Below are 15989 nucleotides of genomic sequence, written 5' to 3' on the forward strand. Positions count from 1 at the left end.
CGGGTTCCTTCCCTGGAGGCTTCCGGACGCCGGCCTCGAGCCACGCCATCTCAGTAGACGGCCGGCATCCGAAACCCATCACAAACTCGGTCGCTCGAGGTAATTGGGTTTTGACCTCAGCGATACTCGAAGATCGACCGGAAAATCCCGGGCGCTATCACCGATAGCGGATTGACCTCCAGGTTCGGCTTGTTGGCGTTGCCCTTGAGCCTGTAGGTGACGCCGATCAGGCCGCGGTCGCGGCCGTTGCCGAGCAGTGCGCCGATCAGCGGCAGTTCGCCGAAGATGCGGTTTACGCCGTAGGCCGGCATGAACGTGCCGGTCATGTCCATATTGTTGTTCTGGTCGTAGAGCGTGCCCTGGAAGGTGGTGCCGATGCGCGAGCCGCGCAGCACGCCGTTGCGCAGCTTCAGATAGCCGCTGCCCTTGTCGATTTCGCTGAAACCGCGCTCGAACTTCACCCTCGACGTGTCGAGATTGCCTTTGACCGCTTCGTTGAGGCTGCGGTTGTCGCCGGCCGGCGTCGTCGACACGATCGAGGCGAGCTTCGGCTCATTGACGATAAAGAAGTTCTTGGCGTCGACCTGGCCTTTCATCGGCCCGTCGCCGGCCCCGGTCAGCGCCAGCGTTATCGAGCCGCCTTCCATATGCTCGTAGATATTGAGGAAGCGCAGTATGGCGCCGGCGTCGGCCGACTTCATGTTGAGCGTGCGCAGGCCGCCGCCGGTCGTGTTGCTGATGGTGATGGCGGCTCCCGAACTTGCCGTGGCGCTCACCTTGAGCCCGTTCACCCGGGAGCCGGCGGCGCTGTAGTCGAGTTTCAGATTCGACAGCACCTCGTCGTGAAAGCCGGTCAGGGAACTGACGTCGGCGCTGACCGAGATCGCATCGACGCCGGTGGTCTTGGTGGCGGTATCGACATCGGACGTGAATTGCTTGATCAGCGAGCGTGCGTCCAGCGCGCTGCCGCTGACCTCGACCGCATAGGCCTTGCCCGACCGCTTCACCGAGACGGCGACGTCGTCGCCCCTGTTCAACGTGACCTTGCTGAACCGGGCCGAGGACAAGGCGCCGTTGACCAGCACGGCGCTGCCGTCGATGGAGAAGGTCTTGCCGTCGAGTTCGAAATTGGACAGCGTCGTGGTGTCGCCGGTCTTCGCCATGGCGAAGACGACCTTGGCGGGAATGCCGGGGCCCTTGCTCCAGCCGGCCCAGGGAATGTCCAGCCTGGCGTTGGTCAGGTCGGCCGACACGTTCTGGTTGCCGGTGCCACTCTTGTCGATCGCCACCTTGATGGTTCCGGAAAGCAGCGTCGACAGGCCAGGCATGGCGGTGGCGCGCGTCTTGTCGTCGAGCACCAGCGCCACTTTACGACTGCGCGGCGGGCCGCCATCCCTGAGCGGCTCGATCAGGTCGAGCTCGGCCGGAATGCCGTTGAGCAGCGCCTTCGCCGAGATCACCGCCCGGTCGGGCGCGACCGTGATCGAGCCGTCGGCATGGCTGACCGTCTGGCCCTCGAACGGCTTGCCCAGCGACAGGTCCTTGTAGTCGAGCGCCACCAGCCAATCGAGTTTGGAAGAGTCGACACCGGACTGCAGCGGAATATCGGCCTTGACGTGGCCGGTCACCGTGCCGGACAGGTCGTCCGGCAGCAGGCCGACATGGCGCATGGCGTTGATCGGGTCAAACGATGCCAGCTCGGCGATTGCCGGCGCCTCGCCGGCGACATCGATGTCGAGCGCGCCGATCACCGGCGGATGGTTCGCCGCCTTGACGGTGAGCGTGCCGTTGCTCGCCGCCACCGTGCGGCCGCTCGGCATATAGACGCTGCCCGACGACAGCGCGACGTCGACGTCATTGCCGTGGAACCCGACGACGCCAACGGCATCGCGGATCGGCGGAATGCGGCCGGCCGTGTCGAAGCGCGATCCTTCGACCTGGAATCGGCCGAACACTTCATCGGCGGAAAGCGGCACGCCGTTGCCGAGCCGTCCGGGCACGACCTGGAACTGCAGGCTGCCATCGACGACGCGGCCGCCGAACAGGTTCTTAAGCACCCACAGCCTGGCATTGCGCGCCGAAAACCATGGCCATAATTGCTTGACGTGCGAGACCGGCATGTCGTGGACATTGAGCGCCACCGATATGCCCGGCGCCTGGTTGGCGACGAATGAAACCGAAGCCGTGCCCAGCACTTCGCTGCCCGGTCCGGACCGGACGCCGATCTGCTCGGCGACCAGCTTTTGGCTCGTCGGCTGGTAGATGCCGGCGATACGGGCAATGAAGCTGAGTGCCGGCTCCGGCGAATCCGAAGGCGCCAGGGTCGAACCGTCGCTGGTCAGGTCGTAACGATAGGATGGTTCCTCGCCCGCTGTGCCGGTAGCCGGCTTCGGCCCGATCGAACCGGCGAAATCGAAGGTCGAGCGGCCGGTTTTCACCAGCAAACTGTCGACCTGGATCTTGTTCGACCCGGCGACGAGTGTTGCATCGAGATCGATGTCGGCCGGAAGCAGGCCGCGCGAACCGAGATCGAGCACCGATCCGGTCAGTGACAGGGCAGCGGTCAGCCGCGAACCGTTGTCGCCGGTCCCTTCCGACCCCGCCAGCTTCAAGGCGATCGCACCCAATTTGCCACCTGCCGCAGTGTCGGCGTCCGCTGCCTGGATGCTGGCGTCCAGCGTGGTGATGCGTCGCGTCGCCGGATCGCGGGTGGCGGAAGCGGCGATGGTAAGCGCCCTGCCGTCGACATCCGCGTCGGATGAAAACTCCATGCTTCCCGGTCCCGACTGCGAGACGGAGGCGTCGGCGATGGTGACTGACTTGACCGATCCGGTCTCGGGCAGTGCCAGCTCGACGTTGCGCAGATCGATCTGGCGCATCGAATCCTCGCGCACCGCATCGAGCGCGCGGTTGAGGTTGGCGAAGACGGCGGCGGAAAGTTTTTCCGGATCGATGAGGCCGTCCTGGTTGCGCAGCTCGGCCGTCCAGTCGCCGCCGGACGGCATTGCCGCCATGACGATGTGCGCGTCGGAAATCCGGGCGCTGGTCAGCCGTACCTCGCCCGAAAGCAACGGGATCAGCCGGATGCCGAAGCGGACCCGGCCTGCATCGGCCATTGGTTTTCCGTCGGCGGTCTTGAGGCTGACGTCGCTGACCTGCAGCGCAATGAAGCTCGACCCGTCAAGCGTCAGCCGTGCCGGCCCGACGGCAACGTCGACATCGAAGCCGGCCAATTTCTCGATTGCCGTTTCGGCTTCCGCGCGAAGCCGCTCCGAGCCGAAGCCGGACACGCCGATCGCATAGACGCCGGCGGCAGCCAGCAGCACAAGGGCGACAAGGCCGGCAAACAGCCGCGCCATCAAACGGACGCCGCGACCGATCGACGCCTGGCCGAGCGGCGGGACGCGGCACGCGGACGGAAAGGTTCCCAGGTCGGTGATCTCGTCACGCCTGAACCTGATCTTCTCGTGCTGCGGTAGCTCCTGATCCACGCAATCTTCCGTTGAAACGAATTCGATCGTGGACGAATCCCCGCTCGACATTATATCGATGCAGCCTGGCGCGTAACTTCAAACAAGGGCATCGGTATGGCTGACCTCGACGTGGGCGATGTTGCGCCGCAATTCGATCTTCCGCGCGACGGCGGCGGTTCACTCAGCCTCGCCGCATTGCTGGGAAAACCCATCGTACTCTATTTCTACCCCCAGGACGACACCACAGGCTGCACCAACGAGGCGATCGGCTTTTCGCAGTTGAAGCCGGAGTTCGAAAAGGCCGGCGCTGTCGTCATCGGGCTCTCGCCGGACAGCGTCAAGAAACACGACAAATTCAAGGCGAAATACGATCTGAGCGTCGACCTTGTCGCCGACGAAGAGCGCAAAGTGATCGAGGCTTATCGTTTGTGGGTGGAAAAGAAGCTCTACGGCCGCACCTATATGGGCGTCGAGCGGGCGACGTTCCTGATCGGCCGCGACGGACGCATCGCCAGGATCTGGCGCAACGTCCGCGTCAAGGGGCACGCCGAAGAAGTGCTGGAGGCGGTTCACGCCCTTTGAGAGCTGCGCCAGGCCGCTGCAATTCGATACCCGTTTTGCGCGAAGACCTTTGCCTGTCGTTCGATCCGGCAAAACTTTGTTAACCCTAATAATGTGTAATCAGGCTCGTCGTTGGTGTCGTAACGAAAGCTTGGTCCCGTGAACGTAGCCAGTCAGTCAGCGGTCTTCGGCAGACGCAAAGAGCCCCACACGGTCATCATCGCCCGGGGCGACCAGATAAGGCATTTCACCATACGCCCGTGGCTTGCGGCATTTTGCGGCTCGGCGCTGGCGGCGATCGTCATTGGCTACCTGCTGGCGACCTCCTATCTGGTGCTGCGCGACGATCTGATCGGTGCCACGACGGCGCGGCAGGCGCGCATGCAGCAGGCCTACGAAGACCGCATCTCGGCGCTGCGCAGCCAGGTCGACCGCATCACCAGCCGCCAGCTACTCGATCAGCAACTGATGGAAACCAAGGTCAGCGAGCTGCTGGAACGGCAGAGCCAGCTCAGCCTGCGTCACGGCCGCCTCGGCCCGATCCTCGAACGAGCCGAAAACGAGGTCGCAACGCCGCCCGTGCCGGCGGCAAAGCCGGACGAACATGCCGAGGCGACCGGGAGTATCCAGCCGACGGCGTATACTGTCGCCAGCCTTGCCGCTCCTGTGGGCGTTGACGACACCAGGCCGTTCTCGCTGTGGTCGACCCGCGCCGATCCGCTGCCGAGCGAAAGCGCGGCCGACCGGGCAGACAAGCTCTTCGTTTCGATCAACAACTCGCTGAAGGCCATCGAGAGCCAGCAGCTCACCCGCATCGCTACACTTGCCGACAATGCCTACAAAAGCGCCGACGCGATCTCGCAGGCGCTCGAGGCCGCCGGCCTGCCCGTCGATAGCGAATTCGAAAAGAGCGACGTTGGCGGCCCGCTGATACCACTCGACAGCTCGTTGGTCTTCGACAGCAAGGTCAAGGAGTTGGACGAGGCTCTTGACGCGCTGGATCATCTTAAAAAGGAAGCGCGCCGGCTGCCGCTCGCCAACCCCGCCCCCGGCCGCAGCGTTACCAGCCCGTTCGGCGTGCGCACCGACCCCATCCTCGGCACGGCCGCCTTGCATTCCGGCATGGATTTCAGGGCGCCGATCGGTATGCCAGCCAAGGTCACGGCAGCCGGCTTGGTCGTCAAGGCCGGCTGGAACGGCGGCTACGGCCGCATGATCGAGGTCGACCACGGCAACGGTTTTGTGACGCGTTACGGGCATCTCAGCGAAATCGACGTCGCCGTCGGCCAGAAGCTCGATGCCGGAGACATCATCGGCAAGACCGGCAACAGCGGCCGCTCAACCGGCCCGCATCTGCATTACGAGGTCCGCCACAACGGCGAGGCGATCGATCCGCTGCGGTTTTTGACCGTCGGCAAGAAGGTCGAGCGGTATCTGTAGAGCCGGCGATTCATTCGGCGTGAAGCCTGGCGCGCGGCCAACCGCCCGCCAGGCGATATCAAAGATAGATCGCTTTCAGCCCTCAGCAGCAGCCATGAACGCGCCGAGCCGCCGGTTGAACGGCTCACCGGTCTGCTGAACGCTGTGCCCCGCGCCGGCGATCACGGCACGATCGGCACCAAGCACGTTTTCGAGCACGTCGCAGACGGCGTCGAATGCTGCGCTGTGCCCGCCGGATACCACCAGTTTCGGGAACGGCGCATCGGCAAGTTGCCGAAGCGGAATTTCGGCCTCCCATGGCCCGCGTTCGACGACGAGCATGGCCGCGCCTTGCGCGAGCGGGGGCGGCAGCGGGTCTGGCAATTGTATCGCCGAGCCGACCAGATGGAGGAACTGGCGCAAGAAAAGCGCGGGATCGTCGCGGGGTCCGCTTTGCCAGTGGGTCTTCAGGCGCGTCACGAGTTCATTCACGGCAACATCCCCGCGCGCAAGGTCAAAGGCCGGCGGCTCGATCACCGTGAGCGAACGGATTGCTCGCGGGCGCATCGCTGCTGCAAGAAGAGAGATGACGCCGCCATAGGAATGCCCGACCAGATGGACGCGGCTTTCGTCCCAGAGGTCATGCGTCCGATCGAGGAATCCGGCGACCAGTCTGGCGTCGACGACGAAATCCTCGCGTTCGGCAGGGGAACTTGATCCGTATCCGGGCCGGTCGACCACAACCAGCTTCCAGCGCTCCGCAAGCGGTTGCTGGGCGGACCATGTCATCATGCCGTTCGTGACGCTGCCGTGGACGAACAGAACCGGCGGCCCGTCGCCCCGCACCTCATAGCCGAGATCAATCCCGTCGAGGGTCAGCTTCGGCATCGCATCTCCTCCCGCAGACCGGCGAGAGGAAGTATGCTCCCTGCAACGGAAAGGCGCAACGAACTCCGATCCCTGGCCGGCTCACAGCCGGGTTCCGAAATGGGCTTCAGGGCGCTGATCGGATTGCCGGCCAAGGTCATGCCTGGCTCCCGTCCAGCCGGTGGCGCTTCATACTGGAAAATTGCCAGAGTTGGCCCATCCGCCGGCGGGCGCGAATTCGCCGGCGTTAGAAGGACCTTGGCCACAGGCGAATTATTTTTGAATTCCATTTGACTGAATAAATCTTCAGTGCCAGTCTGGCCTCTCTCGAGGGCACAAGGCATGGCACTGCGGGGAACCAATCAGGAGTTCGGGCGGCCGTATAACCGGCGCATCGTGCTCGAATCCATCCGCCTTCACGGACCGATCGCCCGCGGCGAAATTGCCAGGCGGGTCGGGCTCACCGTGCAGACGGTGTCTACCATCGTTCGCGAGCTGGAAGAGCACGGTTACGTGTTGTCGCTGCGCGAAGAGCCCAAGGGACGCGGCCTGCCACCGGCAACGCTGCGCATCAATCCGGAAGGCGGCTATGCCGTCGGCATCCACGTCACCCCGCTGGGCATCAATGCCGCCCTGATCAACCTAAGCGGCGATGTTATCGAGAGCACCTACCGCGAAGCCCCAAATGCAACGCCCGACCACGCTTTCGAGCTGATCGGCGCCATGGTGCTCGAATTGACGGCATTGCGGCCCGGTGGCCGCGTTCTCGGCATTGGCATGGCGCTGCCCGGACCGTTCGGCGTGGAGTCCATGAGCTTTGTCGGGCCGACCACCATGACCGGCTGGAAGGATGTGGCGCTGCGCGAGCGGCTGGCCGCCTCGACCGGACTGCCGGCCTTTTTCGAAACCGATATGGCGGCGGCTGCTATCGGCGAGCGCCTCTACGGCCTCGGAACGGCATATTCCGAGTATTACTATCTTTATTTCGGCGTCGGTCTCGGCGGCGTCATGGTGCATGACGGGGCGGCATTGCGCGGCGCCTGGGGAAACGCCGGTGAAATCGGCCACATTCCCGCAGTGCCGGGCGGCGAGCCCTGCCCGTGCGGCAATCGTGGCTGCCTCGAACGGTATCTCTCGCTCGAAGCGCTGCGGCGCCGCAACATCGCCGACGCCGAGTGGGTGAGCGAGATTGCGCCGATCTTCCGCAACGCCGTCACCATCATCGAAAACCTGTTCGATCCCGAAACCATCATCCTCGGCGGGCTGGCGTCCACCGAGCTGCTCGAAAGGCTTGCCGGCGCGGCCGCGCACCTGCCCAATTCGGTCTCGGCGCGAAGCGACCGCGCGACCCCCCGCGTCCGCGTCGCGCGCGGCGGCCAGCATGCGGTGTTGCGCGGCGCCGCCGCGCTTGCCGTCTCAGGAGTGCTTTCGCCGCGCTTCGGCCAGATCTTCACCGCCGAGCGCGAACGCGGTCGGGATCTCTTGCATAACAAGGGGATCGCAGCATGAGCGAACCGCTGCTGGTGCTCGACAACGTAGCCAAGAATTACGGCGCCATCGAAGCGCTGAAAGGCATCAGCTTTTCGATCGACAAGGGCGAAGTGGTGGCGCTTCTGGGCGACAACGGCGCCGGCAAATCGACGCTGGTCAAGATCATTGCCGGCGGCCTGGAGCCGTCCTCCGGCCGCATGCTGTTCGAAGGCAAGGAATTCCTCGCCAAATCCCCCGCCGAGGCCAAGGCCGCGGGGATCGAGACGGTCTACCAGGACCTGTCGCTTTGCACCAATGTCGACGTGGTCGCCAATTTCTTCATGGGCCGTGAGATCACCAGGAAGGTTCTCGGCATTCCAGTGCTCGACGAGCGCGCCATGGAGCAGGTGGTGCAAAAAGCCTTGGCAAGCGCGGGCACCCGCATTCCCTCGCTTCGCACCAATGTCGAGCACCTCTCGGGCGGTCAGCGACAGGCCATCGAGCTCAACCGGTTCGTGCATTTCGGCGGCAAGCTGGTGCTTCTCGACGAGCCGTTCGCAGCGCTTGGCGTCGAGCAGACGCGGCGCGGCCTCGACATGATCCGCCAGGTGGCGAGCCAGGGCATCGGCGTCGTCATAATCACTCATATCATGCAACAGGCCTTCCAGGTCGCCGATCGGATCGTGGTGATCCGGCAAGGCGTCGTGGCGGGCGACGTCGCACGCAACAAAACAAGTCCCGACGCGGTGATCAACATGATCACCGGAGAGACGCTCGCCGGTGCCGGACCGACGAACTGAGGGACAAACGAGGGGTCCGGCGCAAGAGGAGCGAACGACATGAAGAAAATACTTCTTTCCGTCTTCGGTATCCTGGCACTGGCCTTTGCCACGCTCACGCCGGCATTCGCCCAGTCCAAGGGCACCGTCTACTACATGGTGCCGACATTGCTCGATGAGTTCCAGACCGGCTCGGTGAGCGCGCTGGAATTGTTCCTGAAGCAGGTCGGCTACGAGATGAAGACGCTGAACGCCGACAACAAGACCGACGCTCAGCAATCGCAGATGAACGACGTCATCGCGCTGAAGCCGTCGGCGATCATTCTTGCCGCCGTCGATTTCAATGCGCTGAAACCGTCGATCGAGGCCGCCCGCGCCGCCGGCATCCCGGTCGTCGAGTTCGACCGCCAGATCACCTCGACCCCGTCCGACTTCACCTCGGTGGCCGGAACCGTCGAGATCGGCTACGTCGCCGCCGACCAGGCGCAAAAGCTCCTGACCGCGAAAAACGGCTCGGTGAAGGGCAAGATCCTGCAGGTGCTCGGCGATCCGGGCGACCCCTACACGCTCGATATCCAGAAGGGTTTCGAGGAGAAGATGAAGGCGTTCCCGGACGTCAAGATCATCTCGCTGCCGGCCATGCAATGGGCGGCGGATGCAGCCGGGACCATCGTGAACGACCAGCTGCTCGCCAACCCCGACATCGACCTGATCTTCAGCCATGCAGCGCATCTTTCGGTCGCTGCCGTCGCCTCGCTCGAGGCCGCCGGCAAGAAACCGGGCGACGTCATGCTGATGAGCTCGAACGGCGCTCCGGTCGGCCTCGACCTGATCCGCAAGGGCTGGCTCAACGTCGAAGTCGAGCAGCCGCTCTATGCCCAGGCCGCGGCGGTCGCCATGTTCATGGACAAGGTGGTCAACAAGCAGGAGATCAAGCCCGGCGAATATGATGTGCTTGGCCTGAAATCGACCCTGACCAAAGAAGCGTGGGGGCCGAACATCAAGATCCCCGGCGCTGCGATCACCAAGGAAAATGTCGATAACCCTGCCTTCTGGGGCAACATGAAGCCGCCGACCGAAACCATAAAGCCGGTCGAATAGCAAACTCGCCAGAAGCTCCGGGCCATTGCCGGCCCGGAGCCCAGCCCTGCAGCCCCGGTGCGTTCAAACGGACGCGCACGGGGATGCTGCAGCAATTTTCAACCGCGCCTGATCTTTCCGAAGAACGAATGGTTTTCGGGGTCATGCGCCAACCGGATCCGCAGATGAACCCCCGCACGCGCCAAACCCTCGAGTTCATCCTCGACAATCTTGTCTGGTTCATGCTGGTCTTCGTGCTGGTGGTCTTTTCCATCCTCATCCCGAACTATTTTCAGCTCGGCATTTTTGCCAACATCATCGAGGCGTCGAGCGTGCTCGGCGTCATGTCGATCGGCTTGGCGCTGGTCATCATCGCCGGCCATATGGACCTGTCGGTCGAATCGGTGGCGGCGCTCAGCGCCATGGCGGTCGGCATCCTGTTCTGCTCATCGGGCATCGGCCTCGGCATCCAGTTGCAGCCGCAATGGCTGATGGTTCCAGTTTCGCTGCTCATCGCGCTTGCGGTCGGCGGCCTCATCGGCGCCTTCAACGGCTACCTGGTGGTCAGGGTCAAGATGAGCGCCTTCATCATCACCCTGGCGTCTTACATCTGGGTGCGCGGCCTGGTGCTGGTCATCTCCGGCGGCCGCTCGGCGCAGGACCTTGCGCCGGCGATCCGCTGGTTCGGCATCCAGCGCCTGGGTGGCCTGCCGCTGACAGCCTGGATCGCCATTGCGTGTTTCGTGGTGTTCTCGCTGATCATGGCCAAGACGCCCTTCGGCCGGCACCTGGTCATGATCGGCGGCAACGAGACGGCGACCTTCCGCGCCGGCATCCGCGTCAACCGCAACCTTGTCATAGCCTTTGTCCTTGCCGGCGCCATTGCCGGCCTTGCCGGCTGGGTGCTGGCGATCCGCACCTCCGGCGCGACAGCTAATCTCGGCGTCGGCCTGTTGTTCAATGCCTTCGCCGCGGTCGTCATCGGCGGCGTCAGCCTGAAGGGCGGCGTCGGCACCTTGCCCGGCGTCTATGCCGGCGTGCTGCTGCTCTCGGCCATCAACACGGCGATCAATTTGATGGGCCTGCCGGCCAACTTCACCCAGGTGATCCACGGCCTGCTGGTGCTCGCCGCCGTGCTGCTCGACGCGTTCAAGCAGACCATTCGCCAGAGGCTGGCATGACCGGCCGTCTGGAAGACAAAGTCGCGCTGATCGTCGGCAGCGCACGTGGCATCGGCAAGGGCATCGCACAGCGTTTTGCCGAAGAGGGCGCGAAGCTGGTCCTGGCCGACACCGAGGCCGAGGCGGGGCAAGCGACCGCGAACGAACTCGGCGCCGCCTTCATCCGCACCGACATCTCGCAGATGGCTGATGCCGAGGCTGCTGTTGCACTGGCGCTCGACCGTCACGGCCGGCTCGACATCATGGTGCAGAATGCCGGAATCTATCCCTGGCAATTGCTGGAAAACACCAGTCCCGACGATTGGGACCGGGTCATGGCGGTAAACTTGCGCGGCAGCTTCATCGCTGCTCGCGCCGCACTGGTGCCAATGAAGGCACAGCATTTTGGCCGCATGCTGTTCACCTCCTCGATCACCGGCCCGCATGTCACCAGCCCCGGCCACGGCCATTATTCAGCGACCAAGGCCGGCATCAATGGACTGATCCGTTCGGCTGCGCTCGAATTCTCGGGCTACGGCATTACAGTCAACGGCGTCGAGCCCGGCAACATCCTCACTGAAGGCATAGAGCAGCATCGCGGTGCGGCCTTCATCAAGAACATGGAAGACGCCATCCCGCTCGGCCGTCTCGGCAGCCCTCGCGATGTGGCCAATGCCTTCCTGTTCCTGGCCTCTGACGATGCCAGCTACATCACGGGCACGACCATCATCGTCGACGGCGGGCAGCTTTTGCCCGAGGGCAAGGATTTCCGGCTGCTGCCGCCATGATCCTCGATTTCGGCGGCGGTTTCTTCCTGCGCCGGGCGACCACCGCCGATCATGCAGCGCTTGCGATGATCTGTCTCAAGACCGGCGATGCCGGCAAGGACGCCAGCGGCCGCGAGGACGACCCGGAACTGCTCGGCCTCCTCTACACTATTCCCTACCAGGTGCTCGAACCCGAGCTGGCCTTCATTATCGATAGTCCCGCAGGTGCGGCGGGCTACCTGCTTGGCGCGGCCGATACGGGCGCTTTCAATGCCAGCCTGGCATCAGACTGGTATCCCGACCTTCAGCGGCGCGTGGCAGACCCGGGACCCGACAGCTCTCGCTGGCGCGGCAGCGACTGGGCGCGGCATCGGGTCCATCATCCCGATTTCGCTGTTCCGCCTGCGCTGACCGCCTATCCGTCGCATGGCCATATCGACCTGTTGCCGCAAGCGCGCGGGAAAGGCATCGGCAGGCGCGCGATGGCCTTCCTCGAGCAGGGGCTTGCCGCGAGCGGCTCTACCGGCATCCACCTCGAAGTCATGCCGGAGAACGATGGTGCGCTAAGGTTCTACAAGGCGATTGGATTTGAGGTGGTGCAGGACGCTGATTCATCGAAGCGTTGTGTTTATGTGGCGAAACGGATTGCTCACGCTCCGGCGATTGCAGGCTGATCTGCGACAAGCCAATCGCCCAAGTTGCAAAGAACCGGGAGGCCTATGGAAGTACAATGCTGCCGTTCTGCAGCAGCCAGTTGCCCGCGTGAACACCTTTGCCGCGGGAACGAAACCTTCGTCGCGTGCTCCACCGCAGACACGAAAGTCACCAGCATCAACACGGTGCGGGGCTAATTCAAGTGTTGGCGGAGCGTCTACTAGTTCAGTATGGGCGGCAGGGGAACATCCGCGACCGTTCCCCCGGCCACAATCGAGAGCACATAAAGCAGATAAATGGCTAATACCAACAGGGCGAGGAATGAACCGCTGGCAAAGACTCCTGCAACCGCGGCGTCGGGATAAGCTTCGACTTGTTCTTTCTTGAAGGTGTCTTCTTCGTTACGGGTTGTCTTCACAACCCGTTCGCCTGGAAGCCGGTTTTTTTCAGCTTCCTTCGATATCTTATCCGCGAGATCTCCTGCGATCACGGGATCGTCCGGAAGATGACTCGTAAGCCATCCAGGAATATTTTCGCGCCCGCCCATGCCCATACGCAATTGAGATACTGCAAGTTGTAGCTTTCGGCAATCGTTTCCCTCATGAGAGGCAAGCAGATCAGACTTAAGTCCCTGCGGAAAGACAGTTCGAATCAGACCAAAGTCCGAGTAGCACAGTGATCGGATGCGTCTCACCTGGGCGATCAGCTTGAGCGGTGTAGCCCAAACTGAACACATCGAGGAAAATGGTGGGCGATGACGGGCTCGAACCGCCGACATCTTCGGTGTAAACGAAGCGCTCTACCAACTGAGCTAATCGCCCGCTCCGGGCCGGACCTTTAAGCAGTTAGGACCGGCTTCGCAAGGCCAAATGAGCGGCGAGCGGCTTGGCCGGGAGCCGGTTTCGGCAACAAAGTTCGGCTTGTCAAAAAACCTTCTGCTGTTTGCCGTTATGCTGTCCGGGTCCGCTTGACACCCGGTGGCTTACCCCTTATCCACCGCCCCAACGACGAACACGGCTGACACGTGCTCGTCCATGCGCGGGTGTAGCTCAGTTGGTTAGAGTGCCGGCCTGTCACGCCGGAGGTCGCGGGTTCGAGCCCCGTCACTCGCGCCATTTCTCCTTCGGGCCACGGCCCCTGGTGTCGGAGAAATGTCGACGTTGATTTGTCAAAAACCGTCTTCGTTCATGATGTAATCCATACGGTCTCACCCCTCGGCGAGCAGCGCCTCGACCTCCTGCAGCGTCGGCATGGACGGCGCGGTGCCCGGGCGCGTCACCGAAATGCCTGCGACGGCGCAAGCGAAGCGCACCGCCTGCAGGGGTTCCATCCCCCTCGACAGCGCCGCAGCCAGGCCGCCATTGAAGGCGTCGCCCGCACCCGTGGTCTCGATGACCGGGCCGGCGGCGACCGCTGCGACATGCTCGGAACGGTCGGCCGTGTGCAGCAGCGCGCCCTTTTCGCCGAGCGTCACGATTACAGCGCCCACGCCCTTCTCGAGCAGGCTGTCGGCGGCACGGCGGGCATCGTCGATGGAGGATACCTTGATGCCGGTCAGTTCCTCGGCCTCAGTCTCGTTCGGCGTGACATAGTCGCAAAGCGTGTAGATACGGTCCGGAAGCCTGGCCGCCGGCGCCGGGTTGAGGATGGTGGTCACCCCTGCCCCGCGCGCGATCTCCAGCGCCCCCAGCGCCGCCTCGATCGGCTGTTCGAGCTGGGTGACGAAAACGCCGGCCGCGCGGATCAGGCCGGCATTTGCCTCGATATCGGCGGGCGAGATCAGCATCGCCGCACCAGGGCTGACGATGATCGCGTTGTTGCCGCTCGTCTCCTCGATGAAGATATAGGCGGCACCGGTGTAGCTTTCCGGCGTGTCGATGACGGCGCTCTTCACGCCGGCGTGCGACCAGGTCTGTCTCGCCATATCGGCAAAGGGATCGACGCCGAGGCGGGTAAGGAAGGTGATATCGGCGCCGAGCCGGCCGGCTGCCACCGCCTGGTTCGAGCCCTTGCCGCCGGGGCCGAGCGTGAAGGACGTGCCCAGGATCGTCTCGCCCATGCGCGGCTGGCGGGCGGCGCGGTAGGCCGTATCGGCGACGAAGACGCCCAATATGACAACCGGCTTCATGACGATCGGTTTCGCCGGCATGCCGCTACTCCGCATCCGGTGGCACGACGCCCTTGCGGAACGCAAAACAGCCATAGAAGCGGCGCTCGCCGGTCTGGATGACGCAATAGGCCTTCTTGGCGCGTTCGTAGAAGGCGTAGCGCTCGACCGAGATCATCGGCCAGGCCTTGCCCTCGGCGGCATCGATCTCTTTTTGCACTTCCTGCTGCACGGCGGGAATGTCGTCCGGCTTGCCGACGATCTCCATGCGCGCGGCCGCGTCGTCGACGAAGGTGTCCAGCGGATAGAGCGACAGTACCGCCTTGACCACGTCGGCCGCCGACGCATCGATGCGCAGCAGCCGGCCAAGCACGGTCTGGCGCGCCACCGAATCGGACGGGAAATTGGTGTCGGCGATAATCAGATCGTCACCGTGGCCCATCGCCCGCAGCGCCTGCAGCACATCGGCATTGAGCAGCGGATCGATTCCTTTGAGCATGGTATTCCTCGCGAAGTTTGCTGGGGCGAAATCAGAGACGCTTGCCGGTCTCTGCGTCGAAGAGATGCACCTGGTCGAGCCGCGGTTTCAGGTGCAGTGTGTCGCCCGGCTTGAAGTCGTGGCGCTCACGGAACAGCGCCACCATCTCGCCCTCGCCGAAGCGCAGGAACACCAAAGTCTCGGAACCGGTCGGCTCGACCACCGAAATCTTCGCCGGAACACCATCGGGATGGATTTCGAGATGCTCGGGCCGCACGCCGTAGACGACATTACGGCCATCCTCGACGGCACTGGTTGCCGCAATCGGGAACGGCGTCCCGGCGATCTCGACGACGGGCTTGTCGCCCTTGCGCACGACGCCCTTGAGCAGGTTCATCGAGGGCGAGCCGATGAAGCCGGCGACGAACAGGTTGGCCGGCCGGTCGAATAATTCCAGCGGCGCGCCGACCTGTTCGATGCGACCGTCGCGCATCACCACGATCTTGTCGGCCATGGTCATGGCCTCGATCTGGTCGTGGGTGACGTAGATGGTGGTGGTCTTCAGCCGCTGGTGCAGTTCCTTGATCTCGGTGCGCATCTGGACACGCAGCTTGGCGTCGAGATTGGAGAGCGGCTCGTCGAAGAGGAACACCTGCGGGTTGCGCACGATGGCGCGGCCCATGGCGACGCGCTGGCGCTGGCCGCCAGAGAGCTGGCGCGGATAGCGCTTGAGGTAGGGATTGAGGTCGAGGATGTCGGCGGCGCGCTTGACCCGCTCAGTGACCACCGCCGGGTCGGTTTTGCGCAGCTTGAGAGCAAAGGCCATGTTCTGCTCGACCGTCTTGTGCGGATAGAGCGCGTAGTTCTGGAACACCATGGCGATGTCGCGCTTGGCCGGCGGCAGATGGTTGACGACGCGCTCGCCGATGGCGATGGTGCCGCCGGAGACCGTTTCCAGCCCGGCCACCATCCTCAGCAGCGTGGACTTGCCGCAGCCGGAAGGCCCGACCAGCACCACGAACTGCCCGTCGGCGATGTCGACGCTGACATCGTGCAGAACCTTGACGGTTCCGAACGCCTTGGCCACATTGCGGATCGCGACTTGAGCCATCATTCCCCCTTCAGTTGCCGTGAAGCTAAACAACGCAAACGGCGAGGGCAAGTCAGTCTCTTA

General features: G+C 63.7%; 14 protein-coding genes and 2 tRNA genes. 9 read left to right on the top strand and 7 right to left on the bottom strand.

What is annotated here, in order from left to right; genetic code table 11:
• Positions 1-116 precede the first annotated feature (116 nt).
• A complete protein-coding gene (locus NKJ32_RS13755; protein WP_352827826.1) occupies positions 117-3491 on the bottom strand; it encodes a hypothetical protein in 3375 nt (1124 codons plus the stop codon).
• A gap of 96 nt (positions 3492-3587) precedes the next feature.
• On the opposite strand from NKJ32_RS13755, the gene NKJ32_RS13760 reads away from it, so the two are divergent.
• A complete protein-coding gene (locus tag NKJ32_RS13760; protein WP_352622771.1) occupies positions 3588-4055 on the top strand; it encodes a peroxiredoxin in 468 nt (155 codons plus the stop codon).
• A 138-nt stretch (positions 4056-4193) separates the two neighbouring features.
• Positions 4194-5474, top strand: coding sequence for a M23 family metallopeptidase (locus NKJ32_RS13765; RefSeq protein ID WP_352827829.1), 1281 nt, complete (start codon positions 4194-4196; stop codon positions 5472-5474).
• A 75-nt stretch (positions 5475-5549) separates the two neighbouring features.
• Here NKJ32_RS13765 and NKJ32_RS13770 read toward each other — a convergent pair whose 3' ends face one another.
• Positions 5550-6341, bottom strand: a complete 792-nt coding sequence (locus tag NKJ32_RS13770) for an alpha/beta fold hydrolase (RefSeq protein ID WP_352575968.1) — start codon at positions 6339-6341, stop codon at positions 5550-5552.
• Between the two features lie 321 nt (positions 6342-6662).
• Here NKJ32_RS13770 and NKJ32_RS13775 point away from each other — a divergent pair, with 321 nt between their 5' ends.
• From NKJ32_RS13775 to NKJ32_RS13800, 6 genes are all read left to right on the top strand, one after another.
• On the top strand, positions 6663-7829 hold the full coding sequence (locus NKJ32_RS13775; RefSeq protein ID WP_352827832.1) for an ROK family transcriptional regulator: 1167 nt from the start codon (positions 6663-6665) through the stop codon (positions 7827-7829).
• Positions 7826-8590, top strand: coding sequence for an ATP-binding cassette domain-containing protein (locus NKJ32_RS13780; RefSeq protein WP_352456627.1), 765 nt, complete (start codon positions 7826-7828; stop codon positions 8588-8590). Before NKJ32_RS13775 ends, NKJ32_RS13780 begins: the two co-directional genes overlap by 4 nt.
• 39 nt (positions 8591-8629) lie before the next feature.
• Positions 8630-9670, top strand: coding sequence for a sugar ABC transporter substrate-binding protein (locus NKJ32_RS13785; RefSeq protein ID WP_352571438.1), 1041 nt, complete (start codon positions 8630-8632; stop codon positions 9668-9670).
• Positions 9671-9834: 164 nt separating this feature from the next.
• On the top strand, positions 9835-10830 hold the full coding sequence (locus NKJ32_RS13790) for an ABC transporter permease (protein WP_352575964.1): 996 nt from the start codon (positions 9835-9837) through the stop codon (positions 10828-10830).
• Positions 10827-11597, top strand: coding sequence for an SDR family oxidoreductase (locus NKJ32_RS13795; RefSeq protein ID WP_352575962.1), 771 nt, complete (start codon positions 10827-10829; stop codon positions 11595-11597). The genes NKJ32_RS13790 and NKJ32_RS13795 overlap by 4 nt, the downstream gene beginning before the upstream one ends.
• Entirely contained in the window at positions 11594-12250 is a 657-nt protein-coding gene (locus NKJ32_RS13800; protein ID WP_352824302.1) for a GNAT family N-acetyltransferase, read from the top strand. Before NKJ32_RS13795 ends, NKJ32_RS13800 begins: the two co-directional genes overlap by 4 nt.
• 200 nt (positions 12251-12450) lie before the next feature.
• On the opposite strand, the gene NKJ32_RS13805 is transcribed toward NKJ32_RS13800, so the two are convergent.
• Both NKJ32_RS13805 and NKJ32_RS13810 read right to left on the bottom strand, forming a co-directional pair.
• Complete coding sequence (locus NKJ32_RS13805) at positions 12451-12777, bottom strand: hypothetical protein (protein ID WP_352619169.1); 327 nt, start codon at positions 12775-12777, stop codon at positions 12451-12453.
• 198 nt (positions 12778-12975) lie between these two features.
• Positions 12976-13051 (bottom strand) — tRNA-Val (locus tag NKJ32_RS13810).
• A 217-nt stretch (positions 13052-13268) separates the two neighbouring features.
• Here NKJ32_RS13810 and NKJ32_RS13815 point away from each other — a divergent pair.
• Positions 13269-13345, top strand: a tRNA-Asp gene (locus tag NKJ32_RS13815).
• 92 nt (positions 13346-13437) lie between these two features.
• Here the strand turns inward: NKJ32_RS13815 and rbsK are convergent.
• From rbsK to NKJ32_RS13830, 3 genes are read right to left on the bottom strand one after another with little or no spacing between them, the layout of a single operon-like run.
• Entirely contained in the window at positions 13438-14379 is a 942-nt protein-coding gene (rbsK, locus tag NKJ32_RS13820) for a ribokinase (protein ID WP_031211227.1), read from the bottom strand.
• Positions 14380-14383: 4 nt separating this feature from the next.
• Positions 14384-14836, bottom strand: coding sequence for an RbsD/FucU family protein (locus tag NKJ32_RS13825; RefSeq protein WP_352571442.1), 453 nt, complete (start codon positions 14834-14836; stop codon positions 14384-14386).
• A gap of 31 nt (positions 14837-14867) precedes the next feature.
• Entirely contained in the window at positions 14868-15926 is a 1059-nt protein-coding gene (locus NKJ32_RS13830) for an ABC transporter ATP-binding protein (RefSeq protein ID WP_352456634.1), read from the bottom strand.
• Positions 15927-15989: the final 63 nt, after the last annotated feature.

The sequence above is a fragment of the Mesorhizobium sp. M0159 genome, assembly GCF_040322295.1.
Taxonomy (GTDB): Bacteria; Pseudomonadota; Alphaproteobacteria; order Rhizobiales; family Rhizobiaceae; genus Mesorhizobium.